The sequence below is a fragment of the Pedobacter sp. 01N416 genome (genome assembly GCF_056399685.1).
Window position 1 is genome coordinate 1 of record NZ_JBFTRT010000921.1, and the last position, 1,071, is coordinate 1,071.

Genomic DNA, 1,071 nt, shown 5'->3' on the forward strand with positions numbered 1-1,071 from the left:
GTTTAGAACAGGTAATCAGCAAACTCCAATATGCCTACAGCATTAAAATTTTGCTGAATGACAGTGCTTTGGCCAAACTTAAAACCACTGCTTCTTTCAGTAGCAAACAATCGCCTGAAGAGATTTTGGATATCATCTGCAGCCTGCACCACCTAAAATTCAACGGATCAAAAAATCATAAAACATTTAATATATACAGATGAGATGAGCAGGTAATATAGAAATACTTAGCGGTGCCAGTTAGACTGGCCACCGTAATCTTTCTTTCCGGCCAAAGGGCCAGGGTAATTAAAAGCTTTAAAAAACAAATCAAACAAATGAAACCAACCTCCGCTAAGAGGACATCAGCTCTTTATAAGATCATGAAATACGCATGTTTAACATTTTCAATTCTCTGCATATTTTGCAGCTCAATCCTGGCCTCGGCTGGTATGGCACAAAAGTTAGAGAAAACTACAGTCAGTATTACGATTAATAAAGGCCGTAAGATGACCGAAATTATCAAAGAAATCGAGTCGCGCACCGGACTTAGCTTTGTTTACAATCCAGATCAGCTGCAACAAAAAAACATGTTTGTAAGTGGCGATTTTACCACAGAGCCTGTAAGGTCACTATTGGATAAGCTTGGATTACAGGTTTTAGAAAAAGGTGAATATGTAATTTTAAACAACGCCGTTCAGAATAAACCAGACCGGGTTATCACCGGGATTGTGCGCGATTCAACAGGTTTAGTGCTTCCCGGTGTTTCGGTGAAGGTACTGGGCACGCAAAGCGGCACTGTAACCGATGGAAACGGTGCTTACCGCGTTGAAGTAGGCGCTGACGCGGTGTTATCGTTCTCTATGATCGGTTACCGTACCAAAGAAGTAAAAGTGAGTGAAAACCAAATCATTAATATGGTGTTGAGCGAAGAACGTTCGATGCTTGCCGATGTGGTGGTAGTAGGTTATGGAACACAGAAGAAAGAAACCTTAACAGGCGCAATCAGCATTGTTGGGCTGGATAAACTTTCTTCGCGCTCATTAAATAGTGTAGGAGAGGTATTGGCTGGAAAATCGCCAGGTGTAATTG

The 1,071-nt window shown here is 41.5% G+C and carries 2 protein-coding genes; both read left to right on the forward strand.

What is annotated here, in order from left to right:
* Window positions 1-203 (forward strand): DUF4974 domain-containing protein (locus AC1DND_RS28405; protein ID WP_477586262.1); only part of this gene is annotated, 203 nt, incomplete at its 5' end.
* A 228-nt stretch (window positions 204-431) separates the two neighbouring features.
* Window positions 432-1,071 (forward strand): carboxypeptidase-like regulatory domain-containing protein (locus AC1DND_RS28410; RefSeq protein ID WP_477586264.1); only part of this gene is annotated, 640 nt, incomplete at its 3' end.